Genomic DNA, 26,995 nt, shown 5'->3' with positions numbered 1-26,995 from the left:
CATTCCCCCCACCCCCATATTGTCTGCCCCCAATATGGGGGTGGGGGCTTGGGGTGTGGGGGGCATGGTTATCGACCATACCCCGTTCCGGCCTTCTCGTCAATTACCTCCTCTGAGCTCGGCTTTTTCCGGTTCTCTGTCGCTTCCCAGTCCCTCGCTCCTTTTCATATCCCCAGTTTACAGTCTATGCCCCCAACTTTGCAAGCATTCCCCCCAAAAAAGATGGCGATTCCCCCCATGTTTTCGGGGGTTTTCGGGTCACCTTGGGGTAGAGTTGGGGGTATACAAAATGCGGGCCTTCGGGATCCGGGGAAGGTAGGAGGAACGATGGGGAAACTGGAGTTACCAGACTGGGTCGAGACGGCCGAACGGAGGAACCGTGTCCCAATCGGAGAGATCGTGTCCTGGTGTCGCGCGCCGATGCGGTTGCGCAATCTGGTTGTCGCCGAGGGGGAGACCCTGTGGTCGATCGCGATGGGGACCTACCCGCTGCACTGTCTGGCATGCCGCACCGAGCATCTCATCAGCAAAGTTCGGGTCGCCGGTTGGCTGAAGTCCGGAGCGCCGGATTTGATCCCGTCGAAGGACGCTCAATGTCCTGCGTGTGGCACAGTGGGGCTGTGGGCGGTTGCCCAGTCCGCCGATCTCACCCCGGTACATCAGCAGAAGAACGATCTCGAATGGCCGAATGAGGAGTTGTGGCAGACCTACGGCCCAACTGGTGTGCTTCCTGTCGGGACACTCGTACGTGTTCCCGTCCTCTGTGGTCATGCCGTGTTTCAGCGCACGGACAGCGGGAAGCAGCCGCAGTACTGTGGCCTCGAGTGCCCGGAGTGCGCGGAGGCGGATATCCGTGGCCCTGCTGCCCATCATTCGAAGCGGACCGGGCGTCTGTATACGAAAGCGCTGCAGAACTGGGCGTCGGAGCCCGGGCACGAGCTGGAGTCCGGTACGGCTCCGGTTTCGGAGCCCGGTGGCGAGACGGAGGCGGCGCTCACCGCAACCATCACCGCGCTGACATCCGCGGAGGTGATCGCTCCGGCCCAACGAACCGCTGTCAGCGACTCTCTGGCGAACATCCCTATCGTGGTGGCCGAGGAGGTTCCTGGAGGTGATTCGGGCTCTGTCGGGGACGAGGATGACGAGCAGGCGGCCGAGGACTCTCCTTCCGGAGACGGGGAGCCGGCGGCGCGGGACAAGCTGACGGAGATGGTGGCGGCGTTGTCGGAGTCCGCTCGGCTCGCTGTGGCGGTGCGAGAGCTCATCGACGGTGAGGCATCCCGTTTCGCGATGCAGATGGCGGAGCTGCAGCAGCAGGTTGCGGCGGCTCAGACGCGTTGTGAGGAGGCGGAATCGGCGGCTGCGGACGCCTTGGCCGAGGCGGAAGACATCCGGCGCGCGGAGCGGGCTCTGGTCGAGGAGGCGAAGCAGCAGGAGGGGCAGGCGCGAGCGGAACGCGATCAGGCTCTCGGTGCTGCGCGGGTGCTCGAATCTCGTTTGTCGACAACCGAATCGGCGCGCGATGACCTCCAGCGGGAACTGGATGAGTCGCGGCGTCGGCATCAGCGGGAACTGGACGCCTTACGGGAGGGACATCAGCGGGAGATGTCCGCGTTGCGGCAGGAGCACCACGCCAAGGTCGAACAGGTGTACGCGGATGCGTACGAGAAGGCGTTCGAGAAGGTGTTCGGGCAGCGGTCGGTGAGTCCGTCTTCGGTCGAACATTCCTCCACTGCACCGTCATCGCAATCTTCTGGCTATCGCGTGGGGGATGGGCGTTCCCGGGCGGGGACCTCGGGGCGGCGGGGACGTGCGGCGGCGGTGGAGGATCAGCGGCAGCGGCTGATGACAGCGGTGGAGGAGGATCAGGTCACCCTGGTGGTCACTCGGCGCGGTGTACGTAAGTGGCAGATCGGGGGGGCGGCGGTCGATCCGCAGACGACGCGGTTACTCGGGGAGCAGGAGAGGCAGGGTGTCATTGTGCGCGATCGGGATCCGCGAGGGGAGACCGGTGAAGGTGAGGTGTTCGGGGTACGGCGCAGCGGCGGCTAGGGGGCTGTGAGCAGCAGCGCGGGCCCAACCCAGCGTTGGTTGGGCCCGCGTGTTGTGGTGTTCGTCCTCTCCCTCAATCGATGATCTCGCCGCGGGCTCTGGCTTTGGAGAGGTTGTCACGGCATTTTTGGGAGCAGGTCTCGCGGCGGCGGCCGGGGCCGGTTTTCTGGGTGATGGGTCGGGTGCATCCAGGGGCTTTGCATAACATCACCCCCAAAGATTCCTTCACCCCCATGGGAGGGTGGCGACGGAAAGGGAGGACATTTTCGTCGTTCTTTTCGTATGCCCCCGATCTGGGATTTTTGTCGGCGTGGGGGGGTGGCGGCGGGTTTATGTGCTTGTCGTTCGGTTTGTGGATGCGGATTTCTTCCGGGTCGATGGGGGTGTCGGCGTAGGGATGGTCGCGTTCGGCGCCGCGGACGGCCAGTACGGCGGCGCCGAGGGCGAAGCAGGCGGCGGGTGGCAGGTAGAGGCTGCGCATCCGGATGGGGGTGGGGTGGCTGACCAGGGAGGCGATCGCGACACCTTGGGCCATGGCGCGGTCTTGGGCTTCGTCGGCGAATTGGGGGGCGGTGGCGAACAGCATCCGGTAGTCCGCCGGGTCGTTGACGCGGTGGGTGAGTCGGTTGAACAGGTTGGTGCGCACCGAGGTCGGAATGTTGTCCTCGGAGATCTTCTGGCTGGACAGGATCAGGACGATGCCGTATTTGAGGGCTTGGGCGGCCACGTTGGCCAGCAGTGTGCCGAACAGGGTGTGCTTGCGGAAGTTGGCGGCCTCGTCGACGGCGACCAGCCACAGCGGCAGCTTTTCGGAGAACTGGGTGATCTTGTCGGTTTTCAGGTGGTGGAACAGGGGTTTGCGTCGTCCGATCTCGTCCAGCACTTCCTGCAGGACCGCGGCGGCGGCGTCGCCGTCGTTGTCCTCGCACACGCGGTGCAGCACGCGGTACCAGGGTGGGGTGGCGGCGCCGTTGGGGTCGATGAGCAGGACTTTCACGTCGCGCATCAGCATGGCCGGGGCGATGATGTTGTTGAGGGTGATGGATTTTCCGGTGCGGGTGCCGCCGCCGAGGACGAGGTGGCCGTCTTTGGCGAGGTTGAGTGTCTGCGGGCCGCCGTGCTCGTTGTAGCCGAGGAGGATGTCGTCGTGGCAGCTGAGTGCGCCGGGGCGCACGGTCGGCAGGTAGGTGGTGGTGGTGCTCCCGTCCGGGCCGATCACGTCCTGGACCGAGATCAGTGGTGACCAGATGATCTCGGCGATGGGGTCGAGGACTCGCAGGGCGAGGGTGATGGTGTTGCCGTCGGTGGCGTGGACGCGGACCTCGGGCACGTTCAGGGCGGTGGCGAGGTGGGGGAGTTTGGTGTCGAAGTCCTTGGCCGACCAGCCGTCGGGGATCGACAGGCGCACCAGGGCGCCGACGGGGACGCGGCGCACGCCGATATCGGGGAGGCCGTCGTGCTGGCCGGGCTGCAGCTGTGGGTGGACTGCGGGTTCGCCGGTGCGTGGGTTGTGGTCGCGGCCGAGGCCCAGGTTCACCCACATCCGGCGGGCGAGGCGGGGTTCGGCCAGTTTTCCCAGTCCGGTGTGCAGGCGGGGGGTGAACTGGGCCAGCCAGTCCTGCCAGACCGGTTCGTCGAGGGGGTTGCGGGTGATGATGTCGAGGATGATCGTCGTGTTCGCGTCGTCGAGGCCGACATAGTCGATTTCGTCGGCGCCGATGTCGGCGGCGAGTTCGGGGAGGGCGCGGATGTAGGGGGCGGGGTCGCGGTATCCCGGGGGCATGGCTAACCGGATCCGGGCGCCGGAGGGGGTTTCTTCGACACCGGGGTGGTTGTCGGTGATACGGAGGGTGGGGTAGGTGGGGACGATGCCGGGTGCTGGTGTGTCACCGATCTTGTGTTGGTGCCAGAGGCTGGCGGCGTGTTGTGGATGGCGGAGAAGTCCGGCGGCGGTGCGGGCGACCGGGTCGGTGAGTGTGGCTGCTGTATGTGCCCATGTTGCCTCGTGGGCTGCCTGGGCTGCCTGGTGGCGGCTCTCGGTGTGGGAGCGGGCGAAGGCCATGACTATCACGTAGACGATGGCGCCGATGAACAGGCCGATGAGCAGGCCGTTGAGGAGGTCATCGAGGAGGTCGTCCAGGCCGAATTCGGTGGCGACATGCTCGAGGACGAGGTAGCCGAGGATCACGGCGGCGAGGACGCAGAGGATGGCGGCGGCGGTCAGGTTTTTCAGGCGCAGCATCCGATTCATGTGGTGCTGCCCCCGATCGACGGCCTCTCCCGACATGTTCTAGATGCTGACATTCTAGAATTCTATCAATCCGAGTTACCATGTCGGGAGGTCGCGTCGAAGGGAAGAAGCTCCGCATGTACACCAACCTCTCCGCACTCCCCCTGGACATCTCGGAGAAGGACTTTCAGCAAAGGGTGATGGACCACGCGAAGTGGCATCGCTGGCGGGTAGTGCACATTCGGCCTGCGCTACACCGGAGCGGGAGGATCAGCACCCCTTACAGTGGCGACACCGGACTACCGGATCTGATCTTGGCCCGGGACGGGGTAGTGCTGCTGGTGGAGTTGAAGACCGAGAAAGGCCGGGCTACCCGGGAGCAGCTGCGGTGGTTGGATGCGGCCGGGGCGAACGGCTATCTGTGGCGCCCATCGGACTGGGGGATCATCCAGGACGTTCTGGGGTACAAGCACGTAGCCTGACCCGAACTGCCCCAGCGTGCCCCGGCTCCGTGCGATCGGAATCCGGGGCACGCTTCTTTGGTGTGTCCCGAGAGGGCAGGGGGGTTCGGTGTGTGGTGAGGACAGCTGGTCGAAACTGACCCGGGGTACCCCGTAGGGTTGCCCCGGGAAAGTTTCGGCAGGTCACAGCTACCCCGGCTGTGCTGGGGTGGTCGTATGGTTTCGGTTTCTCTGTATCTGGTGCTCGAGTTGCACCGATCGACGAGTTGGTCGGTGCAGCTGTGTCTACATGCCCGTTGCACGCACGCCGAACGTCATGTGGATGCATCAGAGTGGATCGGCCGGCTGAATCCGGCGTGTTCTTGCACCCGCTCTCCGGCGTATGCCGCCCTCGGGGCAGCGGCCGCTGCCCCGACTTGGTGCCCCAGGGGGATCGATCAGATAGGGGTGCTTCCAGCGGGTGGACTGTCACCGCGGTGTCCGGATCACCTGGGTGATCATGGGGGAAGTCTTCTGCTCTGCCCTGGGGGCCGGAGTTCTGCCCCGGATACCCTCCGGCGACGGGGCAGCTGTATCGGCTCAGGACTGCACACTCCCCCTCATCCGGGGATGTCAGTGGCGCAGTCGGTCCAGCTGAGTTCAGCCGTTGTAGTCGTTGGTCCACTCCTCGTGCGTCTTCTCGCAGGGCCATCGCCGTCACCGATCCGCCGCTGTCGAGGGTTGATCTCGGTCTTCTCTCGGTGGCTCAGTTACACGCAGGACGTGCTGCGGGCACTCCGACCACAAGGAATGACTCGGGTTCGCCCTGTGCGGGGTCGGGATCATGCCCGAGAACGACCGCACCGTTCAACGCGGTGTATCCGTCGGGGCTGGAGGGGTCGACGCGCCAGACTTTCAGATCGGGCGGATGCTGGCGGAGCTGTGCGATCAGCTCACCGTTGGTGAGTCCGTGATTCGCATCGGGGGCTTCCAGCACGTCGAGCACTCGCCGCACGAGTGCGATGCCGGGGCCAAGCCGGTCGAAGATGTCGATGCTGGCGTCGGTCTCGTGTTCGTCGAGCTCTTCGTAGAGCTGGATCGCCTCATGCAGGCTGACCGCATCCTGGAACAACTGCAGGGCACGAAGGGGGTCCGATCTCCTCGCCGCGTTGGTGATCTCGTCGAGCAGAGTCATCACCTCGGTGCCGATGTTCTGGACATCGACACCGAGGTTGGTGTCGACCTCTTCCACAGCGTCCCATTCATCGGTAAGAGCATCGATGCGCTTCGCCAAATCATCTGCATCGGAACGCAGTTCGTTGAGGGCCTTGTGCATGTTTGTCATGTTGGTTCCTTCTGGCCCCGTGGGGAGTCCTTGTTGGTGGGCGAATCGCGGTGCCCTCGTGGGGATGGAGGGCACCGCGATCAGGTCGGGCAGGCGGTTGGACCGCTAGAGGTCGCCGGTGATCAGGTAGAGCAGGCCGTTGGCGACCGTGATGACGTGCTCGAGGTGGAAGCGTGCTGCCTGGGCAGTTGAGAGAGCAGAGTCGGCGTAGATGAGTTCGGTGAATCCGGTTGTCACGGCGATGTTTTCCTGCTCGCCGTTGCGGTTGCGCAGCAGGAGGGTGAAGCCGGGATCGCGGGGGGCGTTGGCGGCGTCGATGAGCAGTTCGAGGCGATAGTCGCCGGTGATAACGTCGGCGGCGCGAGCGGCATCGAACAGAGCTATCAGGTCGCTGACCGGCTCCTCGTGGTGGCTGCCCGGGATATGACCCGCGACCTCGTCTTCGTTCGAGGCGATCCATCGCTCGAAGGCGGCCTCGTCGACCTCGAACGATGCAGGATCTCCGTGGACGATGACGAAGGCAGGCCGCGTAGGCGATTCCTCGGAGTCAGTAGCGAGTTGACTGATGCGTTTCCGGATCAGGTTGCGCGAATGGCCGAGTTCATCGAGGTTTCTGTCGTCATCAAGCCAAGCGTCGATGCCCGCGAGGACGGCGCTCAGGAACTCGGTGTCGTTTGCGGTAATGGTCATGTGGACTACCTTCTCGGATTCGACTTGTTGTATATATCCTACACAAATATGTTGTTTATATCCCACAGTCGGGTGAAGGCCATGACTATCACGCAGGCGACGCCGCCAGAGAACAGGCCGTTGGGGAGGCCGACCGGGCCGAAGTCGGTGGCGACATGCTCGAGGACCACGGCGACGAGGACGCAGGCGCAGCTGCCAGCGTTCCTCGTCGAAGACAGCGAAATACCCGCGGGCGGTCTGGATGTTCATGTGGCCCAGCAGGGCGGCGTCAATGTGGATCGGCAGGCCACTGTTGACCAGTTTCAGTGCCAGCAGTGCGCGTTCGCCGGTTGTTCCGACCTCCCGCTCAAAGACACCCTGACACTGACACTCCGACTGAAACCCCACTCACCGGCCATAGCGCACTGCGATGCCTACCGGTTCTCACCCTCTGCACACCCCTTCACACCCCTCATCCAATAGGTCACGAAAAGATCTCGATGAGGGGTTACACCTTTTGCATCATCGTGCCGATTTCTCGGAATTACGTTGAATATAAATCGGTAGGCTGCCGAGATGGAGAACACAAGCTGCCCGCGATGCGGCAAGACATTCCAGCGGACGGGTGGTCGGGGACGCCCCAAGGTGTGGTGTTCAACCGATTGCCGGTGGCTTGCATTCGCTGAACGCCGCGCTGCCCGGCGCGGCGGGAAGCCTGTCGAGATTCATGAGGAAATCCGTGAGCGAGTCGTCGAACGCAGTCGCCCGATCAGTCCGGACGGCGCGGTCGATCGGGTGTTGTCCGATCCTGGAGCGATACAGAAACTGCTGCGTGTGCTCGCCCATCGAATGCGCGCCGATCCCCCGCTCACCGAGATCAGCCGCTGGACCTTCCAGCGTTTCAAACCGCTGTTGTATGACTTGTGGCAGGCCTATCACCAGGCCCTGGATGGGACGTCCGCGGCGATGCCGGAGGTGCTGCCCGCGGACTACACCCCTGCGCGTACTCGTACCGAAGCGCACCGTGAGGCCGTCGCGTTGGTGCTCAATTCTCCGCGCAGCACCTCCGAGGTGCTGACCGTCCTCGCCGATCGTGCCCGCGACGGACTTCTCGGTGGCGGTGAGCATGCCCGGACTGTGGCTGCCGCCGACGAGCTGCACCGTGCGCTCGTCATCTCTCACGCCCTACGGTCGCGGTGACTGCCCTGGGAGGGCACGGTAGGAGTGGTGCGGGGTATGTGTGGTTGTCAGGTGCGCTGCGAATACACCCACTGGTACGGGTATCGCGGGGTATCGGTGGGGTAGATCCAGGTCGCCCTGCCCCTTGTTGGGGTGGGAAGAGGTGAGGTGGTGCACCTGCCTGCTCTGGGTGACTACTCCACTGCTCCCCGTGAGTGGGGTAGCGGGGTAGTGGATCTGCTGCCCTGTGTGGATTGGACTGCAATACTGCGCCCACCCCAGGGGCTTGTCGGACAGGGCAGTAACTCATGACCGTACCCCTCCTCGGCGGCGTACCCCGCTTTCCTGGTGTGGCATCGCATCCGGGGCACTGGTCCATCCCCGCCGGATCTCAGGGGGGTACCCCGGATTTCGCGCTTGTTGCCCCGAAGCCTCGCCGAGGTGGGTGTTCCGCGTGCGGGACGGGGTCCGCCCTGGGTGCGCGGTGCATCTGGGTTGCGTGCCCTCTCGTCACCAGCTACTATACTCGCGCCATAGTAGCTATAGATAATCTATACTTCTGTGTATGGGTGAGAAGACGACGATCCAGACCAGCACAGAGACCCGGAACCGGCTAGCAGCGCTCACACCGAAGGGTTCGACCTTGGAGAACACCATTCGCCAGCTGATCGATCAGAACGAATCGCGTCGCGCCCATCAGCGGACGCTTCTCGACAACCGGTTCGCCGCAGCGCGCCGCGATCCGGAGGCGGTGTCGTGGGCGACCCAGCAGGCCGAGCGGCTGGCCCGGTTGGCGCAGGAGCGTGACGGCACCCGTTGAGTGGATATGTTCTCGACGACACCCTGATCACCGCGTTCGCTCACGGTGATGCCCATGTCACTCATCTGATCGCCAGTTTGGACGCACGGAAATTGCGGATGGCGGCGCCTGCCAATGTCTTGGTGGTTTCACAGGCCGGGCTTTCCGACGAGCAGTGTGAGACGCTCAATGCCGTGGTTGCCCATGTCGAGCACGTGATGCTCGACGACTTGTCCGACCTCGATCACATCACCGCGCTGGCTCACGCGCTGGGTTGGCTCGGATCACCGCACGATGTGGCCGCCGCGCACGCCGCCGCCGTGGCCAAACGTCTCGATTGGCCGGTGCTGACTCTCGATGCCGCGCGCTGGCAGTTGGTGAGCGAGAAACTGCCCTGGAAGGTTCCTCTGGTCGAACTGCGCGAGCCTTGACCACCGCAGAAGGGTCGGGGCAGTAGGGCCACGGCCATCGAGGTGTCCCCCCGGGGGTCGGTCAGTGCCTCCGCCATGGCGACGATCCGAGCTCGCTCCGCGGCCGTGGTGTTGGCGGACAACGGTGTGCGCTCTTCGGCTGTTCAGGGACCGGCAGGACCGAGTTCGCCGGTGTGGTCGTCGTGTTCGATGATGCCGTGTTTCTGTACCGGTGGCGGGGCTGGTGTGGTGGAGCTGGAGGGTGTGGCCGGGTGGCCGGCGCGGGCGGCGTGACCCTCCAGTTCAGTGCGAGCCTCGTCGATCACGTGGATCGGGTCTTGCGGTGCGGTGGGAATGTTCGCGGCGAAGCGTGCGAGGAGGCGCAGTGCCGCTGGAGTGGGGCCGGTGTGTGTGTGGACTCGGCCGCGGCGTGGACCGCTTCGGCGATGTGGATGGTGTTGGTGAGGAAGTCCACGCGTCGGGACAGTGGGCCGATGATCCCCTGTTCCAGGGGCCAGGTGCTGATCGTGAGCGATGCTCGTGCCGGGGGCAGCAGGTCATGGGTCAGGGCAGGGCGCAGGTAATAGGGGCGGGCGCAGGGAGCGGTGCGGTAGGAGCGTTCCTCGTCGCGGCGCAGGCTCGAGAGTTTGGAAGCCGAGAGCTCGCCGGGGAAGAACGCTTGGTGTACCTCGATGATCAGTTTCGGTGTGGCTGGAGTCCGGAGGAGCATCAGAGCCCGGTGTACGTGTTCGCGTGCTGGAAGCAGCATTCCTTGGAGGGTCGATATATCCAGGATGGCGGAGAGGTCCGGTGGGGTGGTGGGTGGCTCGTCGGGGGCGATGAGGGCGTCCCCGGCTCGTTCGGTGCGGCGGAGTTGGGCGCGTAGTTCGCTGGCCTGTCTGGTATCTCCGGATGCGCAGGAGTCTCGGATCGCGCGGCGTAGGCGGCGTAGCTCGGTGATGCTCTTTTCCAGGGCGTCCAGCGGGTCGCTCACGCCCACACCCTACTGGGATTCCTGTTTTTCACCCGGTTTGTTCCAGATCATGTGACCGGGAGGGCGCGCGTCGGATCCGCGCGCAGCGCGGTGGAAGCGTTAGGAGTTCATCCTCGTGCGATCGGCCCGACCGGGTAAGTCGCTGAACAGCAGCGCGACGTCGACTCCGAGGGCATCGGCGATCAAGAAGACCTTGTCGATGGAGATGTTGCGGTAGCCCGCCTCGACACCGACATAGAACGACCTGTCGGTCCCTGCCGCCGCGGCTACTTCGGCCTGGCTCTTCCCGGCTTCTGCACGCAGAGTGCGCAGGCGTTTCCCGAACGCTATTCGACGTCTGCGCACAGCGTCATCGGTCATCTTCGGCACCATCAGACAGTAGATCATCCACCAAGTGTAGGAAATAAACCACACTTGAATGTAGGATATATACAACATCCCGGTTCGGGGAGGGCCTCCGGTATCCCGATCACGACACATACCGAAGTCGATACCCCCGACCCACCGCCGCAGCGGTCTTTGAGGTCACCACGGTGGCGCCACCGCTCTGGGGCATCGAAATCTAGGAAGGGTTTTCCGATGGACGTCTCCCTGATCCCGTTACCGACCACGGTGGCAGTCGTGGCGATCCTGGCGGCCGTGGCGGTGATCCTCTTCGCCGTCGCCGACTACCACGGCGGCCTCGGCTCGTGGGTCGGGATGGTGTGGCGGATCATGCGTGCCAGCGATCCGGCGCACCGCCGCAACGAAGTCCTGGCCGCCCGGGTGCTGTGTGGCTGGCCACGGACGGCCAGGACCCTGCGGTTACGGGTGCTCCACCGCCGTGGCCGCGTCCAGATCCCCCGCATCCGCCGTGTCCGCGCCGACGCTACGGGGGTCACCATCACGGTGCGCACCGCGCCGGGGATCGGGCTGAAGAAGTTCCGTCTGCGCTGTCGTGACCTCGCCGACTACTGGGGAGTCCAGCGGGTGGTGTGCGAACAACTCGGCGGCGGGGTGTTGCAGTTGCGGTTGCAGACCGCTGACCTATCAGCGGATCCGGCGGTGCGGGCCCGCAAGGGGTTGCCTCTGCTGTGCGGCACCGACACCTTCGGTGCCGAGGTCACGGTGGATCTGGGTATCACCTCCGGTATCGCTGTTCACGGCCGCATCGGCACCTCGGCGTTCGTGGTGTCACTGCTGCGGCAACTGGTGCCTGATCCCACCGTGCGGTGCGTCGTGCTCGACGGCAGGAATCCCGACCCGTTCGCCGGTGACTACGGTGTCCTGGCCGGTGGGGCTCGAGTGGCTATGACCGGAGACGACCTCGAGGGGGTCAACCGGGTGCTCACCGAGTTGGTGGCGCTGCGGCGGTGGCGAGCGGAGAGGATGAGTGATCAACGCTCCGGGCTCGGGGTGAGTGACTTCTGGTGTGCGGGACCGACCATCGACTGGCCGCTGCTGGTCGTCGTTGTCGACAGCTACACATCGCTGCTGGCCCGCACTCCCGGGCGCAGCGCCGCGACCCGACACCGGAACATGGTGGCCGAGGCCAACACCGCGGCCGTGCGCGATCTGCTCGCGCACGGCGCCCAGTACGGCATCGTGGTCCTGCTGACCACCGCCGAGAGCCTGCCCCAGCAGCTGCGCGAGCTTCTGTCGGCGACGTTCGCGTTCGGCTGCCTCGGCGACAAGGCCGCCGTCGCGGCCCTGGGCCCCCGGATCCGGAACTTCCCCGAGGCCAACCCGTCGGGATACACCCAACCGGACATGGCCACCACGATCACCCCCAACGGCGACTACACGGCGTTCCGGGTATCGACCCTTCCCGCGCCGCTGCGCTGACCGACCACCCCGGTTGAAGGAACTAACCGATGACGACCAAGAATCACGACGCGCCGAGGTCTTTGCGCTGCTGGATACCCGCCGCGTTCGCCGAAAGCCCGTATGAAGGAAGCCGCCCCGCGGTGGACCTGCGCCGCGAAGCGTTCTCGAAGGAGGAGAGCGGAGGATGAGGACCGCATCATCACCGGTACCGTGTTCGCATCTCGACCGGAGGTGGGTGGGTTTGTACACCACCGAATGCACCGCGTGTGGTCGGCGGATCTGCGTGCACCCCGAGCTGTCACAGGTAGAGCTCTGCAGCGCCGAATGCGTGCTCTGCGGTACCCGGACGTTTCCCGCGCATCCCGCGGCGGTGATGGAGCAGATCGGGCCGCGGCGGGTCGGCGGCGTCTACCGCAGCGGCTACTGGGAGAAGGAATACACGGTGCTCGATGTCGAACCTGCCGCGTTCGACATGCCGTGGGCGATCACCGTGCTCTTCGAAGACGGTATCCGGCGACGCCACCACACCGCGTGGAATGCGCGGGACTCGATCGTGTGCCAACCATCGGACATCGCAGCCGCACCCACCATCCACGGATACCCCTGACCGGTTGTGCGTGGGCTGCGGAAGTCATCTCCACCCGTCACGGACAATCATCGGCCACCGCATCGAGATGCACGAGAATGCAACAACTTCCGACTACGAGCCTTCGTCGACGAAACCGAGATCTCCTCATGAGCCATACCGATGCCTCCTCCTGCCGCACCTCCGCGGTTCGCGTCCAGCGCCGTCGCACTGCTGGGTGGCGGCTACCGGCCAACACGATCTGTGTGTCCCGCCCGTCGCGGTTCGGCAACCCGTTCGACTGGCGGGTCGAGGAGGGTGTGAGCGATGCCGATGCCCGTCGGATCGCTGTGGATCGCTTCGCCGAAGCGATCGCGCGCAAGGACGCCCAGCAGGACGCGCCGGCGGGATATCTCGGCGGCGGGGTGCCCTCGAGCGCGGAGATCCGTGCGGAGTTGCGCGGCCGGAATCTGGCCTGCTGGTGTCCCCTCGACCATGTCTGTCATGCCGATCTGCTGCTGTCGATCGCCAACCAGGAGCCCTGATGGACAACGTTTCGACAGACCTGCAAACCATCCTGTGTCGCGACGAGCGCAGACGCGGGATGCTCGCCGACCCGGATCTCACCGGAGACACCCTGCTGCTGGCGTTCGCGCTCGACGAGGTGCTCGAGATCCGGTGCGAGCAGGGCAAGAAGCACCTCGGGCGGATGTGGATCCGGGAGGTCACGATCCTGGCGTACGGCCCGAACTCGCTAGCGGCACAGCGCTCCTGGGTGAAGCGCACGATCGCCGACGACGTACCACGATACGAACCCCAACGCGGACCGGGCCGCGCCACGTGCGTGGCACCGATGATTCGCCGGGACGGCCCGTGCGGGCACTCCGCCACGGTGCGGTTCTTCGACATCGTCGATCCCGAGACCGGTACCAGCCGATGGGTCGGGCTGTGTCGGCGCCACCGTGACCAGGAACGGCTCTCCGACGCGCGCCGGGCCGCATGGGTGGCCAACGGGAAACCGACACCCCCCGCCAACACTGGTGGTGTCCTGCGCCGCCATCTCTCTGACGTCCTCGACTGGAACAGCGTCTACCGCTGGGCCTGCCCTGAGCGCCCCCCGATGGAGGGGGGTCGTGCTCCCACACCGCGGCGCCCGCGCCTGTGGCTGGTGAGAGAGGAACCATTCGATAACGCGTGACCGTTATGCCCCGTTCATCGAGCCACCACCTCCAGGAGGGGGGCGTGTCGATTCGGCGAGCTCGGCACGACACCGGGCCCGGTCACCGGCCGAACGCGGAACCGACCTCGAGATGGCACACCAGCCGGTCGACCGGCTGGGATCACACACCGGCATCACAGACCGGCCCGGAATCAGAAGAGGATGTGGGAGTGGGAGATTCGACCGCGGTCGACAGGACTGTTGTAGCGGGCTGGACAGTGAGGGCGGCGGCGGACAGACCGGAGTCAGTGCCCTCGGACCGGTCGCGGGCGATATCGGCGGGGACCGCGTCAACGGTCACGTCGATATAGCCGATTTCCTCGAGGGAATTCGATCCTTCTTCGGTGGTGTACCCGGCGCGGTGGCGGGTGACCTGTTTGGAGGGCAGGGCCAGCAAGACGGGATCCGGGTCGGTTCGAGCGATCCGGTAGGCGGTGCGCAGGCATGCCTTGCAGGTGGGGGTGCGCTTGTCCGGGGTGTCCGGGGGGTTGAACTGCAACTTCCTCGACCGTGATGGTGTGCAGCACAGTGCAGTGTTCTCGCTGCGGTGTAGGCGGCCCGTATACAGTGGCTCCAGGAGGATGATGTGGTCGGCGCCGGAGAGGTAGGTCTCGAGATGCCGCGGCCCGGAGTAGTTGTAGGCCACTCCCACCTTCACCGGTAGCTTCTGCGCCAGCGTCATCCACGCCGCGGCGACCGCCTCGACGCGGGCAGCGGCGGCGGTTTCGCGCGGTGAGCGAGTGGGGGTGGGGCGTGGTGGGGGTGGGGTGGGTTCGGTGTGGGCGGCCAAGTCCAACAGCACCAGTTCTGGCACGGACATTCCTCTGATCCCGGGGAACGGTCGGCCCAGGATCGCGCTCGCCCAGGCCGAACGGCCTGGCATGAATTCTTCGACCCGCCGCAGCTGTGCCGGATCGATGGGGCCGCGTGCCCGCGTGGCCGCTTGCTGGCGTAGCTGGGTCACCTGGTGGTCGGTCAGGGTAGTCGCTGCGTGCTGTTGTCGGCCGGTCATCCCTATCTCTCACTTCTGGGGTGGGCGGTGGGTGTGATCACGGGTGTCGATCACGGTCACGAATTCCGTGTAGGTAGAGGATGTGGCGTGGTTCACGGCATCGGCTTCGGTGCGTGCTGCTTCCGAGGTGGGGAAGCGGCGAACGCCGATGTGCCGGTCTTCCGGTGTGGTCTGGGGGTTTGGTGCGTAGGCGAGCGCGAACGGGCCACCAGGCCCACAGTCGTCGTTCCGCCACGGCAGCCGGACAGCGGCATTGTCTTCGTCGAACTCGCCATGGCTGTGGAAGGCGGTCATCCAGGCCCCGCAGTATTCGCAGATCGTGCGGTCGATCTCGGGCATGCCGAGTTCCACGAGCCGGTCCTCGGTCTCGAGGGTCGCCTCGAGACTGCGGACATCCTCGAGGGCACCGTTGTGTTCGTCGTCGTGGAATGCCAGTGCCGACCAGCAGTCCTCTTCCCCGACCCAATCGTCGGGGTAACCTCCGGGGGTTTCGGGGCAGTTCGGGTCGGCAGGGTCGAGAGTGAGCCACGCCACCAGTTCGGGGGCGAGGAAGAGCAGGTCGCAGCTGGTTACGAAGCGGAGGCGCTTGTGGCCACCGAAACCGTAGGGGTCGACCCGATCCCATACGCAGACGAGCAGCTGGGGCATCAGCTCATCGATCCGACCGAGGATCTGGTTCACTTGGTCGGGAGTGACATCCCCGGACAGGCTCCCCCGCAGTTCCGGCGGCAGGGTGACCGTGTCGGGCTCTTCGGCGGGGGGTTCTTGCAATGCTTGATGTAGCAGTGCGGCGAGGCGCTCGAGGTCGTTGACGTGCATGGGGGGATCTCCTTCGCCAGGGCGCTGGCGCGGTCGGTGTCAGTCCTGGCCGGTATGGGGGTTGAGGTGGCGAATGGTCACGGTGTTGTCGAGGACTTCGATGTCCCGCAGGCCGTCGTACTCGCCCCAGATGCGCATCCGGCCGTTGAGTGTGCGGGGCTCGGTGAAATCGGTGCAGGTGGGGACGCCCACGGGGTGATGGTCGCCGCCTCGGAAGAAGTAGTCGATGAGGGTCTGCAACCACTCTTCGAAGTCGCGGTCGGCGCTCTGGGCGGGCACGAGGACAGTGCCGTGATCGGTCACCTCCACCGTCCAAGCGCATTGGGTGCTGTCGGGCCAGCCCCGGCGGCCACGCGGCTGATCGCGGGCGGCGAAATCCTGCAGCGCGGTGACCCCGTCCGCGCTCAGTGGCGGGGTGATGGTGAAACCGTCGCTGTTGTCGTCGATGTGGATGTGCTGGGACATGTGGGCACTCCTGCTGGCGGGGATGCGGGGCGGAAAGGTGGGACTACAGGGTCGACGGCCATCGGCCGCTGCTGTCGGTGGAGAACAGCACGTCGGTGGTGCCGCACGCGGAGGGATCCGGGTACACAGCGACACGGGTGACGACGTGGGTGGCGGGGGTGGTGGCGTATTCGGTGTCGGTGCAGAACATCACGCACCCGCTGTGGTCGATGACCGGCGCGGCTGTGGCTTCGGGGGCGGGACCACGGTTCGCGGTCAGTAGCAGTGCGGGCAGGAGAAAAGCAGTAGCGAAGAACCCCACCACCAGCACTACCGGGGTGCGCAGCACCAGCGACACGAGTCTGCCGAGCGGGCCACGGTGGCTGCGCCGGTAGCGGAAAGTGTTGGATACGCGGCGGATCGAGCGGAGCGCGCCGCGGCACATGCGCTTTCCTTTGTTCGAGCGGGCCGGAGTTGAGTTCGGTCGACGGAACCGACGATCAGCCCTCGGTGTGGTGGGTGAACCTGGCGTGGGGTCCATGGGTGTGGCCTCCTTACCGGATGAGGAGCAGGAGCTGCGCCCCCGACCCAACACTTTCTAGAATTCTAGCATTCTTTTATTGGCGTCGGACCGCGCCGCACACCGTCCGCCCAGGGGACTCATCCACCGAAGGAACCCCCAGAACCCGCACATCCCGGCCCGAGCGGTACCGCACCGAAACCGCCACGCTCGAGCCCCGACCCGACTGTGTGGTGAAACCACCGACATCGGATGCGCAGACAGGGATGCGCGGATGTGTCGACTCGGCGAGCGCGCCACCGGCCCCACCGTGCCCGCTTCCCGCGGTATGTGGCGCGGGCGGTGACCGACCCGACACCGGCATGGTGTTCTGATATCGCGAGCAGGCCTCCGATCCCACCGCCGAGATCACCGAGGGTCGGGCTCCGAGCCGTACACCGGGAAGTTCACCGAAACAGAGCGAGGCGCCGACCACCGAGTGCAATGACCCGGCAGTTGGCGCCTCGCTCACGGAACCCGAGGGATGTCGTCCGCTCTTCGAGGTTAACCACCGCCCCTGTCCTCACTACATCGATCTCCCACTCACAGTGTGGGATCCGAAGGGGTGACACCCCTCCCCCTCTGGTTCAGCCGAGGGCGGGACCGGTCTCGGTGGTGTCCTCGACGGTATGGCCGCCGAGCTCGGGGGGTTCGCAGTCCGTGTTCGTCACCGTGGCCGGTCCCTCGGCGGACCGGTCTCGGTGACCGATCCGCGCGGCGCTCAGCTCTCTGCCGAGGTCGGAGTAGGGGATCGGGCGGAGAGTGTGGGTGCGGATCGCTTCCACCAGCGCGGCGGCACGGTCTGCCTCATCGACGGTCAGCACCCGGTTCACGGTGAGGGGAGTAATCCGGTCTTCGACGGCGCGCAGCTCTTCGATGAGCGGGTGCCGGTCGGTGGCCAGCATCAACAGCATCTGCCGGAACTCGCTGCGCTGGATGTCGGTATCGGAGCGTTCGACAGCACCCGGCGTGAGTGGCTGCCAGTCGGGGCCGAAACCGAGCTCAGCGGGGGTGGTGCCGCGGGAGGGCACCGCGTAGCTGACGAGATTGTTACCCACCACCGTCTGCAGTCCGTGGGATACGCCCGGAGTCAGCATGCCCGCGTCGGCGGCATCCACCACAACCCTGGTCAACCGCGCCACCGCCGCAAACCACTGCTGGTCGGTTTCACCGGGATACGGCCTGTCGAACGCGCGCCGCGCGGCCAGGGTGTCGGTGCGGAACAACCACTCGACGTGTGCGTGCGGATCGGTGACCGACTCGACCGCCTGCTCGGTATCGGCACCGACGAGCATGCCGCGCACCCGATTGACCACCCGCGCATCCTCACGCCGATCGAGCACACCGGTACCGGTCGCGGCCCGGACACCGTCAGCGAGCGCACGCGCGGCATCAGGAACAGCAGCCGGGTCACCGGTACCGGCCCGGTACGCGGCGATCATCGCCGCGAGCTCCCCCATCGCCGCGAGCACCTCGTCCCGGGACTGCACCATCCCGGCCTCGACGACGGCCGAGGTATCCGAGCGGACGCGGTCGGATACCTCGACCCCGAGAACTTCTGCGGGAATGAGGTGCCCTCTGACGCTGCGTTCTCGTAGCAGTTCACCCAACCCGCGCTCGATGAGTTTCCGCTGGAGCGCATCACCGGTGAGACTCGCATCGATGCGCACCGGCCCGTATCCGTAGGCGTTGTTCCAGTTTCGGAACGAATCCATTTCGTCGCCGAGCTCGCGGTCGGTGTCACATCGGATGGTCGTGACATCTCCCTCGTCGTACATGACGATCACGCGCTCGAGCGGGTTGACCCAACTCCCGATAGCGGAGCTGTCCCGCCCGGTCAGCAACCGCGCGAAACCCTTTTCCATCGAGCACTCTTCGTTCTCGAAAGCGTATTTCCCGAAACCACCATAAGGTTCCTCGGTAACAGTCACCGCCATCATCCGCTCCTTCCCGGGCACCGGTACCGCCGGGCAGCAACCACCAGATCCCCGTGACCGGTCGAGTGCACTCCGACAACTCGGACGGTAAGCATTCCGACAGCGCGGCAGCGGCGAGCCCACACCACACGGGTGCCATCAACCGCCCGCCCCGGCCACCGCACCGAGGAAGGTGAGGACAGAAACAGAATCTGCTGTAACCCATAGACTTCCAGCACGGGAGAAACCACCCGTGAGCACATTCGGAGACATTCGTCTCGCAACAAGAGCCCGAACCCCGAAGCCGATCCGCCGAGGCACGAAGGAAACCCGCCTCATCCCGAGACCGGACTCGACGACCCACCTGATCCAGGGCCCGCGCTCGGTGCGTAGCCCTTCGCCGCCAGTGACCCATCGTTCACGACTGCCACCGGCGGCGAGTCGGACCGATACGAGAACAGCGCCGGGCCACTCGTCCGTTCCGCCACCGTCCTCGCCCCTTGCCGCCCAGATGCCCGTGATCACGCGGCAACCGAGGTTTGGCCTGGGCCTGCTCACGGACGTGGGCGATGCGTTCGACCATGCTCACCGGGCCCGGTCACCGTCCGAGCGTGAAAACGACCTCGAGATGGCACGCCAGCCGGTCGACCGACCCGGGATCACACACCGGCATCACAAACCGGCCCGGAATCAGAAGAAGTTGCGGGAGTGGGAGATTCGACCGTGTCGGTCGACAGGGCCGTTGTAGCGGACTGGACAGTGAGGGCAGCGGCGGACAGACCGGAGTCGATGCCGAGGGAACTCGATCCTTCCCTGGTGGTGTACCCGGCGATGTTGCGGGCGACTTTCCACACCTCGAGCGGGGTGTGATCACGCAGCAGGCTGTGGAAGATCTTCAGCAGTTCGACGTTGTTTTCCCGGCCGGGGAACAGATCATCGATTCCCGCCCCGCACACCTGGCGGATGTGCGAGTCGCTGTAGCGGTGTCCGGAGAAGAATTTCGCCTGCCCGACCAGGCCGTCGGCGAACGCGCTGCGCAACTCGGGACAGACGCCGATGGCGTGCAGTAATTCCGGGGTGTAGATCGCGGTGAATGCCCTCGTGTTTTGCTGTACCAGCTGTCCGCGCTGGTGCAGGCACAGCGACTCGCACACCATCTCGAGCGACCCGAGAGGTCCGCGCCGGGCGGTCAGGCTCAGCAAATCGGCGGCGGCGGTGATTTCCTGCGCCAGGATCGCGCGCTCGGACCCCGCGTCGTAGTCCACGTTTTGGGCTTTCGAGGTCGGATCGAACGCTGTCGCCATGATCGTCAGCGCCACCAGATCCGCCACATCGGCCGGGACTCCGGCATCCAGGCATCGGGCGCGGGCGGTATCGGCGGATAGTCGTTCGTCGCCGTAAGCGTCGTTCTGTTGCCCCTCGGGCAGCAGGGACCGCCCACACAGCTGGGTGTGATCGTGAGCGGCGGCAGCGGCGAACATAGTCGCACGCAGCAGCGGATCGATGACCTCACGTCCGGCCGCACGGTTCATCGCCGCGGAGATGAGCAGTACACCCCTGGGCACACCGTCGCCGAGCGGGCCAGCGCTGCTGTGGCCATCGATCCCGCCGTTGTGGTAGGTCATCAGGACATTGGTCTCCACAGTGCCCGACATCCAGCGCGGGTCATCGGGTGAGCCGTAGCGATCGGTCACCTCGTCGATGAACTGTGCGCCCAGCTCGATCAACGTCCGCGTGGCCGAGCTCTCCAGCAATGTCGGGTCCAGTTCCGCTACTGCTGCGATGGTCCGACTGGTCAATTCCATGAGAATTCCTTTTCAGCGGTGGAGCATTCCGGAAGGATCTGTTTTCTGGTGATGGGTTCGCGGAGGGCCTGCGGAGTTCTGGACATCACGTACCGACAACATTCTAGCATTCTAGAATTGTCGTCTTTGGTGGTCACCGGTTCACGACGGCACCCCGTATCCCGCCGAATTCCTCGTCACCAACCACACCGGGATAAGGGAAAACCTCCCATTCCTGTCAGCCACCACGGCCGTCGACCCTTGCGATGACTATCGCACCCCGTCCGGGGGCGAGGAAGGCGCACATCGATGTCCATCCAAGTACTCGCCGCGGCCCCAGAGGCGTTGGTATGCCGAACATGTGCGGAAACCGTGCATCGCTGCTGCCATTGCTCGAGGACCGGATCTGCCTCGAACCACCGTGACGGCACTCGCGCGAGCGAGAACGCTGGTGCGGCATCAGTGCTGCTCGCTTCCGGCCCCGCTCTCACCGCCGAGCACCTTCACCGGCCAGGTGTGTGCGCCACCCCAGCAGCCCATCGCTCGCACCACCTCGGACAACAGGCGACCTCCCCGTGTGCCCAGGTCAGGCGTCGATGAGCTGGTCGGTGGGCGCAGCGCCGGGATGGCAGCGCGGGCAGCGGCTCGAGGCCGTGTGCTCGGTGGGAGTGCCCGCGTCGATGAGGTGCTCGATCCAGCGGTGATCGTCACCGTCGCACTGCCCGCACCACGGCCGCCGCGGTGCGGAAACGGAAGGCGACGACGCGGGAGGGGGGGTCATCGGCAACTCACGCACCACACGGATCAGCAGCCCTGGTGGATTGCGCACCGCATCGACGCCACCCAGACCGGTCACCGCGGCGGCGAACCGGTCTCGGATACGGCGAGTCAACACCTCACCGAGCCATCCACCATTCAGACGTGCGTCGATATCGGGCCCGCATTCGGCGATCACGCTGGGCATCACCACTTCCCACCCCAGCGGCAACTCACGCAGCAGCGTCCGCGCTCGGCTGCTCACCGCCCCGGCCCGGGCCGTAGTCGTAGTCGTGGTCGTGGTGGAGCTCTCCGACAGGCAGGCATTCGCCCCGCCCGCTGTCTCGCGGTGCCGCTGCGGACGCTGTCTGTTTGTTCCTTGATTCTTCACTACAGGTTCGATCGTCGAATCGACGTTTTCTGTCACGTCGGATCGACGTGACCGGTCACGTCGGATCGACGTTTTCGGATGCGGTACCGGATTCGGGTACGGCGAATACGTCGAATCGACGTAATTGGTGGTGACCTGCGGTTTCTCGGTGATGTCCACGAGCGGGCGAGCCGGGTCGGTGACAGAGCGGCGAGCAGCAGCCCGCGCGGCGGCGGTGCTGCGCCCGGCTACCAGCGACCACGACACCGGGCGCAGAGGACCAGCGGCGGCAGCGACCTCGGCGACCAACTCCCCCAACTCCTCCCCCGGGAACAACAGCGCGGGCAGATGCTCGCTCATATGCACCGCTTTCACAGCGGGTTTGGTGACCTGATGAGCACGCAACTTGCCAACGTTGAGCCGGTAGAGATTCGAGGTACCGAAACGGCGGGTCTTGGTGATCCACCCGTGCTCGGCCAGCAACCCGGTGGTACGCACGATCACCGATTCACTCATCCCGGTCTCGAGCATCATCAGCTCCACCCCCGGCCACGCGGTATCAGCGGACGCCTCATTGGCATGCTCGGCGATGCACCGCAACACCGATTTACAGGCATGCCACCGGGTAGCGGGAATATCGACCAGATGCACACGTTTGACCAACGCTTCATGGAGATGGCTCATGCCGGGATCCCTTCCCTCTCTCGGACCCCGCGGCGAAGAAAACACCCCACACCGATCGCGACACACATCCAGATCGAGCAACAGACTGGTCAGATGCCAGCCCTATCCGCTATCGTCTACACGTGCCGCACCGAAAGTGTGGTACTCACCCAGCCTTTGGGGTCCAGCCCGCCCTCCTGAATCGTTGGTCGCGACGAGGAGGGTGGGCATTCTCTTTTTCTCGGTCCACCACCGATCCACCACCGGCAGCCACACCCACCGCAGCCGAGCGCGCCGAACCGAAACCGACTGTCACACGCCACGAAACCTGGTGCGCCTCACACAGTAACGACGCACCACCACCCACATCAACCCTCCAAAAACCCACCCCCACAACCAAAAACACCCCAGCACGAGCGATGGCGGCGTGCTCGTCGGACCGGCCGCGCAGTTCATCCCCGACCTCTGCGATACTCGCCACCGCCATACCATCAACCCCACTCGAGAATCCGGTCGCTGACCTCCCCCACCCAGCAACCACCGACATCGCCCCGGCCCCTGACCAACAACCGAACCCGGCACCGAAACCACGCCGATGCTCGCTGTTATCGGCCGGCAGGAAATACCTCACCAGCACTGGACACCTCGCCCGGTATCGGGGACATCGACAAATCTCACCGGCCTCATCAGGTGAGTTCACGCGCAGACACGATCGCCGCGAGACCCGCTTCGATATCGAGGAAGGAACGGAGCTGGGTCGTAAACTCCGCATGGCGGGTACCGATCAAGATCTCCTGCAGTCCCGCCTCGATGTTGAGAAACTGCCGGAGCTCGGTCGCGACTCGGCTGTGCTGATCTTCCAACCAGCGCTCGAAGTCCGGGGACGGGTTGTCGTCGACGAATATGATCATGGGTTCTCACTCCTGGTAGTCATGTAGATTGCCAACGCTCGTCGAGCTTTCCGAAGATCCGATCGGTCGGCGTCGAGTTCGATCCGAAGGGGCTGCGCGATCTCGCAGGGGTTGCATTCCTCGCGGAACCATAGGCACCACCAAGGTTCGGTGGTGGCCGGGATGTGGTGGAGGCGATTGTCATGTGTAGCGGTTCCTCATCCTTGATCGGAGCTGTCGTATATAAGAGAGGCACAAGCCACCGATCGTGCACCCAGCAACGATCTTTTCTTCGTGCCACGGCGAAACGACGGATACCGAAGCAGCGAATCCCACCGCCTGAGAACCAGACTGCTCGACACACAACACTGCCGCGAGCCCGGCCCTGCTGACCACCCTCATCGACCGCGACGACCGATAGCCCACCCACCGCGATCGAATGACGAAGGGGACCGGTAGCAAGAGACGCCCCGGTCCCCTTGTGCCGTGCGCGCCCTGTTACCGCTGACGGTCGTGGCCTCGAGGGTGCGGCTCCCGGCCGAGACGCTGACGATAGTCCCGGCCGCGCTGCTCGATCTCCCGCAACTCCGCGTCGGTCATCTCGCGCCAGGTAACCGCCGAGATGTCCCCGGTCTGCCGCTCTACCTCGGCACGCTCTAGTCGTCGTTCGAGGTCGTAGCGATCGTAGAGCCAGGACCTGGTCCCGAAGTCCTGCCAGTACGGATTCCGGTCGAGGCCCTGCGCGGTCGGGGTGACATCCAGGACGTAGCGTGGGTACCGGCCCTGCGCCGCATCTCTCGCCTGCTGCTGCTTGATGATGCGCGTGGCGGCCGCTCGCCGCGCCATGGTCTGGTAGCGGGGGACATCACGGGGATCGATCTCCGTGATGGGCTCCCCACGACCGTCGATGATGGCCGCCGGACCGAGCTTTTCGCGCTCGGTCTCGGTTTGCGGAGCCCATACGCCCCATTCGAAGTCGCTCATGTCCTTCTCTCCTTCGTCCTTGGTGGGTGATCGGTGGCAGGTGGTCACTGCCACGGGGAGGGCCGCTCGAGGGTGGCCAGTGCGCCGATATGCCGGGCGGCGCCCAGCTCGGCATATCGGCGCCCGCTGGACCGGATCATGCACCGCGCCGGGCAGTGCGACGGGTCGAGGCCCCTACCGATCACCAACCCACCCCACGCCCCCAGCGAGGGCGAACCGCGCCGGACACCACACCAACAATGCTAGGATTCTAGAAAAATTGCGGGTTGTGTCACAACCCCTCCCTCACACACCCCTCCCACATGGAACACCATGCCCCGCATCTCTCGGGGGTGGCTTCCGGGCGGTGCCGGTACCGTTCATGGGAGCAGTTCGTGCCGAGCCAGAAAGTAGTGCGGTGCCGAAGTCCAAGGGGCGCAAGCCAAAGAAATCCGTCACTCCTCGCCGCACATCACCGCGCCGATCCTCGGTGGCCGCGGCATTCAAGGACATCGCGGTCGGTGCGTACCGAGTACGCCCGGCCCGCACCCCGCAAGAACTGAGCGGGTTCGAGAACTGGGCAACGACAGCCGGGGCCGGTGGCCCCAAACTGGCGGCGAATCTGGTCCAGGCCCACACCGACGGAATCCTCGGCGCGGCCCTGCGCGATCCGGACAGCAGCCACCGAATGATGGTGGCCGCGGTGACCGGCGGTGCGCTCGACGCCGTCGTGTGGGGCCGGACCGAAGCACTGATCGCGACCGTGGACGAAGAGGCGGTCGGCGGCGTGCTCGTCGGACCGGCCGCGCAGTTCATCTCCGACCTCGCTGAAACCCACAACCTCGGCGCCACCCCGGTCATGAGCGCCCTGCTGTTCACCTCCAAGATCCACCTGGTCGCGGTCGCCGAGAACCACCGCAAGCACGGACTCGGCCGCGCACTCGTCGACGCGGCGACCTCACTCGCCTACAAGGCAGGGGTAGAGATCCTCTACGGCCAATTCCTCACCGAAGACCAGGGACTAGCAGACTTCTACAGTCACCAGGGCTTCATCGTGATGCCACCCGCGACACCGCTGAACTTCTCGAAATGGCTGGGCGGATTCCCCGGCGGCCCAGCGCCACTGGCCAACGAAACCTTCTTCTACCGCGTACTGACCACCGACAGCTACTGAACCCGACCACCCCACACCCCAGCGAGGACGAACCACGCCGGACACCACACCCCCGATACTGAGATATCAGCAACCACGTAAGGACCACCACCCGTGACCGACTACGAAATCCGCATCCCCCCACTGCGTTACAAGTACACCGGCGAGCTCGGCGCACTCGGCACCATCACACTGCTGTCGATCACACTCCTGATCGCACTCGGCTACCTCCTCACCATCACAACCATCGTGATGTGGCTACTCAGCTTCACCCCCACCCCACTGGCATTCCAAGACGTCTTCAACTACCTCCTCATCACGATCATCATCTGGACCACACTCCGCGGATTCTCCTCCAACTCCCCCCACCACTAACCACCCAACCCCCAACCCCCTCCCGAACAACAGACAACCCGCACCCGCCCGACTCCGCCCCGCTCACCACCACAGATCACCCGCGGCGATAACGGCGAGATACCCGGTCACCGAAAGGCTTTCACCGGACACCGCCCGCCCCGAAAGGGAGATTCATGATCACCAACCCCGCCCTCGCCCCCCTGATCACCGAACTCGTCGAAATCTACTTCGAAAGCGGCCTCAACCAGCGCCGCGACGACGTGGGCCGCCTCGGACTCTCCGTGATCAACTCCAAAGCCAGCGACCCCGCCCTCTGCAACGAATTCGCCGCCGCCGCCCGCACCGCCGCCCGCGAGGTCGCCGCCACTCTGACCCGCGCCGCCGACCTCGCCGACGCTCTCGCACGGATGCAGCAGAAAAACCAGACCTGCGCGAGGCACTGACTGCGGCCGCCGCCCCTCATACCGATAACAACAAGACCCCGAACCCGGAATCGACTCCTTCAGAACACGAAGAGAACTCACCTCACCCCGAGACCGGACTCGACGACCCACCTGATCCAGGGCCCGCGCTCGGCACGTAAACCTCCACCGCCAGCGACGTGGTACCGACATCGGTGACACCGAATATGACGGATACATACTGCTCGAGGTCTATACGCCACGTATCAGACGACGCGGAACTCGACCAACACAACCGTGAAACACCCGAATGCAGGCCGTACGAGGCCACAGAACGCATCGATCTCGCGGTATTCGACGACACCGAAGTCGACGACAGCGACAACCCCCACGCCACACCACTACAAACCCCACCACACACCACATAAATCGACGCCATCCCCGCGCGCCCACAAGATGCACCGTTCACACATCGGCAGCTCTGCCGCACATGCGGCCACCACGAACCCTGGGAAGACCTCGACAACGAGTGCGACGAGTGCGGGGCAGTCCTACCCGAAGATCAGACCGACCAGAAGCGACCATTGTGCGCCACATGCAGCGTGCACGTGACCCAGGACCACCCAGAAAACACCACACGCACACACCCAGCACCGAAACAACAAAACATCCCCCCCGAAACCGAACCACCCTTCTGAACCACCCCCACCAACCCCCAAAAAACACACCCCCATCCCCCACAACCCGAAGCTGCCGAGTTCTCCAACAACCACCCAGCCCGCTGGCCCTGACCGAAGCACCACGCACCCTTAACTTTCGGACAAATATTATCCAGCCATAAACCAACCCCCTCGAACACCGAGAACGACGACCTCGAAACTGCCCCACCAACCAAAACCAGCCACCGGCCACGTGGTGGCCAAATCATATGGTGCGGGTGATGGCCAGGGCGTAGCCCTTCTTGTCTCGCCACAAACGACCCCGCCGGACAAGCCCGCTGATCGCCCGGACCTGGCAGCGTGGCGACGCCGACTGAGCTACGCCGCTCGAGCGCGGCACATCCAGCGCCCACCCCAGCCCCCACGCCATCGACAGCCTGGAACCTGCTCGTCGACAAGATACGGACCTGGGAACCACGGTAAGCCCACCGCAACTCGATACAACAAGATCCACGATCGAGCAAAACCCGTATGACGCACA

General features: G+C 65.1%; 27 protein-coding genes. 13 read left to right on the top strand and 14 right to left on the bottom strand.

The window, feature by feature from the left end; genetic code table 11:
• Nucleotides 1-399: 399 nt before the first annotated feature.
• Nucleotides 400-2,052: a hypothetical protein gene (locus ACL02S_RS23550; protein WP_412804680.1), complete on the top strand. Its 1,653-nt coding sequence runs from the start codon at nucleotides 400-402 to the stop codon at nucleotides 2,050-2,052.
• 73 nt (nucleotides 2,053-2,125) lie between these two features.
• Here ACL02S_RS23550 and ACL02S_RS23545 read toward each other — a convergent pair whose 3' ends face one another.
• The gene (locus ACL02S_RS23545) at nucleotides 2,126-4,339 is read right to left on the bottom strand and encodes an FtsK/SpoIIIE domain-containing protein (protein ID WP_412804679.1); all 2,214 of its coding nucleotides are present in this window, start codon (nucleotides 4,337-4,339) and stop codon (nucleotides 2,126-2,128) included.
• 80 nt (nucleotides 4,340-4,419) lie between these two features.
• On the opposite strand from ACL02S_RS23545, the gene ACL02S_RS23540 reads away from it, so the two are divergent.
• Entirely contained in the window at nucleotides 4,420-4,764 is a 345-nt protein-coding gene (locus ACL02S_RS23540) for a VRR-NUC domain-containing protein (protein WP_412804678.1), read from the top strand.
• Between the two features lie 724 nt (nucleotides 4,765-5,488).
• Here ACL02S_RS23540 and ACL02S_RS23535 read toward each other — a convergent pair.
• Nucleotides 5,489-6,067 carry a hypothetical protein gene (locus ACL02S_RS23535; RefSeq protein ID WP_412804677.1) on the bottom strand — a complete coding sequence of 193 codons (579 nt, stop codon included), beginning with the start codon at nucleotides 6,065-6,067 and terminating at the stop codon, nucleotides 5,489-5,491.
• Nucleotides 6,068-6,172: 105 nt separating this feature from the next.
• Nucleotides 6,173-6,757, bottom strand: a complete 585-nt coding sequence (locus ACL02S_RS23530) for a hypothetical protein (protein ID WP_412804676.1) — start codon at nucleotides 6,755-6,757, stop codon at nucleotides 6,173-6,175.
• Nucleotides 6,758-7,312: 555 nt separating this feature from the next.
• On the opposite strand from ACL02S_RS23530, the gene ACL02S_RS23525 reads away from it, so the two are divergent.
• From ACL02S_RS23525 to ACL02S_RS23515, 3 genes are all read left to right on the top strand, one after another.
• Nucleotides 7,313-7,936 carry a hypothetical protein gene (locus tag ACL02S_RS23525; RefSeq protein WP_412804675.1) on the top strand — a complete coding sequence of 208 codons (624 nt, stop codon included), beginning with the start codon at nucleotides 7,313-7,315 and terminating at the stop codon, nucleotides 7,934-7,936.
• A gap of 544 nt (nucleotides 7,937-8,480) precedes the next feature.
• Nucleotides 8,481-8,735: a hypothetical protein gene (locus ACL02S_RS23520; protein ID WP_412804674.1), complete on the top strand. Its 255-nt coding sequence runs from the start codon at nucleotides 8,481-8,483 to the stop codon at nucleotides 8,733-8,735.
• Nucleotides 8,732-9,145, top strand: a complete 414-nt coding sequence (locus ACL02S_RS23515; RefSeq protein WP_412804673.1) for a hypothetical protein — start codon at nucleotides 8,732-8,734, stop codon at nucleotides 9,143-9,145. The genes ACL02S_RS23520 and ACL02S_RS23515 overlap by 4 nt, the downstream gene beginning before the upstream one ends.
• Nucleotides 9,146-9,446: 301 nt before the next feature.
• On the opposite strand, the gene ACL02S_RS23510 is transcribed toward ACL02S_RS23515, so the two are convergent.
• Both ACL02S_RS23510 and ACL02S_RS23505 read right to left on the bottom strand, forming a co-directional pair.
• On the bottom strand, nucleotides 9,447-10,118 hold the full coding sequence (locus ACL02S_RS23510; RefSeq protein WP_412804672.1) for a hypothetical protein: 672 nt from the start codon (nucleotides 10,116-10,118) through the stop codon (nucleotides 9,447-9,449).
• Nucleotides 10,119-10,217: 99 nt separating this feature from the next.
• Complete coding sequence (locus ACL02S_RS23505; RefSeq protein WP_412804671.1) at nucleotides 10,218-10,505, bottom strand: helix-turn-helix domain-containing protein; 288 nt, start codon at nucleotides 10,503-10,505, stop codon at nucleotides 10,218-10,220.
• A 192-nt stretch (nucleotides 10,506-10,697) separates the two neighbouring features.
• Between ACL02S_RS23505 and ACL02S_RS23500 the strand changes: the two genes are divergently transcribed.
• The 5 genes from ACL02S_RS23500 to ACL02S_RS23480 all read left to right on the top strand — a co-directional run bounded on the left by ACL02S_RS23500 (nucleotide 10,698) and on the right by ACL02S_RS23480 (nucleotide 13,687).
• Entirely contained in the window at nucleotides 10,698-11,942 is a 1,245-nt protein-coding gene (locus ACL02S_RS23500) for a hypothetical protein (RefSeq protein ID WP_412804670.1), read from the top strand.
• Nucleotides 11,943-11,971: 29 nt separating this feature from the next.
• The gene (locus tag ACL02S_RS23495) at nucleotides 11,972-12,112 is read left to right on the top strand and encodes a hypothetical protein (protein ID WP_412804669.1); all 141 of its coding nucleotides are present in this window, start codon (nucleotides 11,972-11,974) and stop codon (nucleotides 12,110-12,112) included.
• 53 nt (nucleotides 12,113-12,165) lie between these two features.
• Nucleotides 12,166-12,531, top strand: a complete 366-nt coding sequence (locus tag ACL02S_RS23490) for a hypothetical protein (RefSeq protein WP_412804668.1) — start codon at nucleotides 12,166-12,168, stop codon at nucleotides 12,529-12,531.
• 128 nt (nucleotides 12,532-12,659) lie between these two features.
• Complete coding sequence (locus ACL02S_RS23485) at nucleotides 12,660-13,034, top strand: DUF4326 domain-containing protein (protein WP_412804667.1); 375 nt, start codon at nucleotides 12,660-12,662, stop codon at nucleotides 13,032-13,034.
• The gene (locus ACL02S_RS23480; RefSeq protein ID WP_412804666.1) at nucleotides 13,034-13,687 is read left to right on the top strand and encodes a hypothetical protein; all 654 of its coding nucleotides are present in this window, start codon (nucleotides 13,034-13,036) and stop codon (nucleotides 13,685-13,687) included. The genes ACL02S_RS23485 and ACL02S_RS23480 overlap by 1 nt, the downstream gene beginning before the upstream one ends.
• A gap of 142 nt (nucleotides 13,688-13,829) precedes the next feature.
• Here ACL02S_RS23480 and ACL02S_RS23475 read toward each other — a convergent pair whose 3' ends face one another.
• From ACL02S_RS23475 to ACL02S_RS23435, 9 genes are all read right to left on the bottom strand, one after another.
• Nucleotides 13,830-14,720, bottom strand: a complete 891-nt coding sequence (locus tag ACL02S_RS23475; RefSeq protein ID WP_412804665.1) for a DUF8336 domain-containing protein — start codon at nucleotides 14,718-14,720, stop codon at nucleotides 13,830-13,832.
• Nucleotides 14,721-14,729: 9 nt separating this feature from the next.
• Nucleotides 14,730-15,539, bottom strand: coding sequence for a hypothetical protein (locus ACL02S_RS23470; RefSeq protein WP_412804664.1), 810 nt, complete (start codon nucleotides 15,537-15,539; stop codon nucleotides 14,730-14,732).
• A 39-nt stretch (nucleotides 15,540-15,578) separates the two neighbouring features.
• Nucleotides 15,579-16,004 (bottom strand): hypothetical protein, encoded by a 426-nt coding sequence (locus ACL02S_RS23465; RefSeq protein ID WP_412804663.1) that lies wholly within the window; start codon nucleotides 16,002-16,004, stop codon nucleotides 15,579-15,581.
• A gap of 43 nt (nucleotides 16,005-16,047) precedes the next feature.
• On the bottom strand, nucleotides 16,048-16,428 hold the full coding sequence (locus tag ACL02S_RS23460) for a hypothetical protein (protein WP_412804662.1): 381 nt from the start codon (nucleotides 16,426-16,428) through the stop codon (nucleotides 16,048-16,050).
• A gap of 701 nt (nucleotides 16,429-17,129) precedes the next feature.
• On the bottom strand, nucleotides 17,130-18,479 hold the full coding sequence (locus tag ACL02S_RS23455) for a hypothetical protein (RefSeq protein WP_412804661.1): 1,350 nt from the start codon (nucleotides 18,477-18,479) through the stop codon (nucleotides 17,130-17,132).
• A 638-nt stretch (nucleotides 18,480-19,117) separates the two neighbouring features.
• Nucleotides 19,118-20,263, bottom strand: a complete 1,146-nt coding sequence (locus ACL02S_RS23450) for a hypothetical protein (RefSeq protein ID WP_412804660.1) — start codon at nucleotides 20,261-20,263, stop codon at nucleotides 19,118-19,120.
• A gap of 565 nt (nucleotides 20,264-20,828) precedes the next feature.
• Nucleotides 20,829-22,052 (bottom strand): hypothetical protein, encoded by a 1,224-nt coding sequence (locus ACL02S_RS23445; RefSeq protein ID WP_412804659.1) that lies wholly within the window; start codon nucleotides 22,050-22,052, stop codon nucleotides 20,829-20,831.
• Between the two features lie 665 nt (nucleotides 22,053-22,717).
• Nucleotides 22,718-22,942 carry a hypothetical protein gene (locus ACL02S_RS23440; protein ID WP_412804658.1) on the bottom strand — a complete coding sequence of 75 codons (225 nt, stop codon included), beginning with the start codon at nucleotides 22,940-22,942 and terminating at the stop codon, nucleotides 22,718-22,720.
• Nucleotides 22,943-23,419: 477 nt separating this feature from the next.
• Nucleotides 23,420-23,905: a hypothetical protein gene (locus tag ACL02S_RS23435; RefSeq protein WP_412804657.1), complete on the bottom strand. Its 486-nt coding sequence runs from the start codon at nucleotides 23,903-23,905 to the stop codon at nucleotides 23,420-23,422.
• Nucleotides 23,906-24,266: 361 nt separating this feature from the next.
• Between ACL02S_RS23435 and ACL02S_RS23430 the strand changes: the two genes are divergently transcribed.
• The 3 genes from ACL02S_RS23430 (at nucleotide 24,267) to ACL02S_RS23420 (ending at nucleotide 25,837) form a co-directional block, all read left to right on the top strand.
• Complete coding sequence (locus tag ACL02S_RS23430; protein ID WP_412804656.1) at nucleotides 24,267-25,058, top strand: GNAT family N-acetyltransferase; 792 nt, start codon at nucleotides 24,267-24,269, stop codon at nucleotides 25,056-25,058.
• 93 nt (nucleotides 25,059-25,151) lie between these two features.
• A complete protein-coding gene (locus ACL02S_RS23425; protein ID WP_412804655.1) occupies nucleotides 25,152-25,412 on the top strand; it encodes a hypothetical protein in 261 nt (86 codons plus the stop codon).
• Between the two features lie 155 nt (nucleotides 25,413-25,567).
• A complete protein-coding gene (locus ACL02S_RS23420; protein WP_412804654.1) occupies nucleotides 25,568-25,837 on the top strand; it encodes a hypothetical protein in 270 nt (89 codons plus the stop codon).
• The last annotated feature ends 1,158 nt before the right edge of the window (nucleotides 25,838-26,995 follow it).

It is taken from the genome of Nocardia spongicola (assembly GCF_047200775.1).
GTDB lineage: Bacteria > Actinomycetota > Actinomycetes > Mycobacteriales > Mycobacteriaceae > Nocardia.
The sequence above is the reverse complement of the archived record's forward strand: the minus strand, read 5'-3'. Positions and strand labels throughout refer to the sequence as shown.

Excerpts from the sequence above, each read along its gene's own strand:
- ACL02S_RS23455 (WP_412804661.1), bottom strand. The coding sequence starts at position 18,479 with ATGGCGGTGACTGTTACCGAGGAACCTTATGGTGGTTTCGGGAAATAC.
- ACL02S_RS23495 (WP_412804669.1), top strand. The coding sequence starts at position 11,972 with ATGACGACCAAGAATCACGACGCGCCGAGGTCTTTGCGCTGCTGGATA.
- ACL02S_RS23470 (WP_412804664.1), bottom strand. The coding sequence starts at position 15,539 with ATGCACGTCAACGACCTCGAGCGCCTCGCCGCACTGCTACATCAAGCA.
- ACL02S_RS23485 (WP_412804667.1), top strand. The coding sequence starts at position 12,660 with ATGAGCCATACCGATGCCTCCTCCTGCCGCACCTCCGCGGTTCGCGTC.
- ACL02S_RS23480 (WP_412804666.1), top strand. The coding sequence starts at position 13,034 with ATGGACAACGTTTCGACAGACCTGCAAACCATCCTGTGTCGCGACGAG.
- ACL02S_RS23545 (WP_412804679.1), bottom strand. The coding sequence starts at position 4,339 with ATGTCGGGAGAGGCCGTCGATCGGGGGCAGCACCACATGAATCGGATG.
- ACL02S_RS23450 (WP_412804660.1), bottom strand. The coding sequence starts at position 20,263 with ATGGAATTGACCAGTCGGACCATCGCAGCAGTAGCGGAACTGGACCCG.
- ACL02S_RS23530 (WP_412804676.1), bottom strand. The coding sequence starts at position 6,757 with ATGACCATTACCGCAAACGACACCGAGTTCCTGAGCGCCGTCCTCGCG.
- ACL02S_RS23445 (WP_412804659.1), bottom strand. The coding sequence starts at position 22,052 with ATGAGCCATCTCCATGAAGCGTTGGTCAAACGTGTGCATCTGGTCGAT.
- ACL02S_RS23465 (WP_412804663.1), bottom strand. The coding sequence starts at position 16,004 with ATGTCCCAGCACATCCACATCGACGACAACAGCGACGGTTTCACCATC.
- ACL02S_RS23475 (WP_412804665.1), bottom strand. The coding sequence starts at position 14,720 with ATGACCGGCCGACAACAGCACGCAGCGACTACCCTGACCGACCACCAG.
- ACL02S_RS23460 (WP_412804662.1), bottom strand. The coding sequence starts at position 16,428 with ATGTGCCGCGGCGCGCTCCGCTCGATCCGCCGCGTATCCAACACTTTC.
- ACL02S_RS23420 (WP_412804654.1), top strand. The coding sequence starts at position 25,568 with ATGATCACCAACCCCGCCCTCGCCCCCCTGATCACCGAACTCGTCGAA.
- ACL02S_RS23435 (WP_412804657.1), bottom strand. The coding sequence starts at position 23,905 with ATGAGCGACTTCGAATGGGGCGTATGGGCTCCGCAAACCGAGACCGAG.
- ACL02S_RS23500 (WP_412804670.1), top strand. The coding sequence starts at position 10,698 with ATGGACGTCTCCCTGATCCCGTTACCGACCACGGTGGCAGTCGTGGCG.
- ACL02S_RS23535 (WP_412804677.1), bottom strand. The coding sequence starts at position 6,067 with ATGACAAACATGCACAAGGCCCTCAACGAACTGCGTTCCGATGCAGAT.
- ACL02S_RS23525 (WP_412804675.1), top strand. The coding sequence starts at position 7,313 with ATGGAGAACACAAGCTGCCCGCGATGCGGCAAGACATTCCAGCGGACG.
- ACL02S_RS23540 (WP_412804678.1), top strand. The coding sequence starts at position 4,420 with ATGTACACCAACCTCTCCGCACTCCCCCTGGACATCTCGGAGAAGGAC.
- ACL02S_RS23520 (WP_412804674.1), top strand. The coding sequence starts at position 8,481 with ATGGGTGAGAAGACGACGATCCAGACCAGCACAGAGACCCGGAACCGG.
- ACL02S_RS23505 (WP_412804671.1), bottom strand. The coding sequence starts at position 10,505 with ATGATCTACTGTCTGATGGTGCCGAAGATGACCGATGACGCTGTGCGC.
- ACL02S_RS23430 (WP_412804656.1), top strand. The coding sequence starts at position 24,267 with ATGGGAGCAGTTCGTGCCGAGCCAGAAAGTAGTGCGGTGCCGAAGTCC.
- ACL02S_RS23440 (WP_412804658.1), bottom strand. The coding sequence starts at position 22,942 with ATGATCATATTCGTCGACGACAACCCGTCCCCGGACTTCGAGCGCTGG.